1 protein-coding gene is annotated in these 266 nt (G+C 40.6%); it reads left to right on the top strand.

The features are described 5' to 3' along the window. On the top strand, positions 1–266 hold a 266-nt coding region (locus AB4653_RS26615; RefSeq protein WP_372105727.1), incomplete at both ends, for a glutamate--tRNA ligase family protein.

The following is a 266-nucleotide window of genomic DNA, read 5'->3' as shown; positions in this document are numbered from 1 at the left end:
TTTGGTATTGCTCAGGACTACCAGGGACAATGTAATCTTCGTTTCGATGATACAAACCCTGAAAAAGAAGACGTTGAATACGTTGAGTCAATTAAGAATGATGTAAGCTGGTTAGGCTTTGAATGGTCTGGTGATATTTGTTACTCATCAAACTACTTCGATACGCTTTACGCTTATGCTGTGGAATTAATTAATAAAGGCTTAGCGTACGTTGACGAGCTAAGTCCTGATCAAATCCGTGAGTACCGTGGCACGCTAAAAGAGCC

The organism is Vibrio sp. 10N.222.48.A3 (assembly GCF_041475345.1).
Taxonomy (GTDB): Bacteria; Pseudomonadota; Gammaproteobacteria; order Enterobacterales; family Vibrionaceae; genus Vibrio; species Vibrio tasmaniensis_A.
This window is presented reverse-complemented; position numbering and strand designations above follow the sequence as displayed.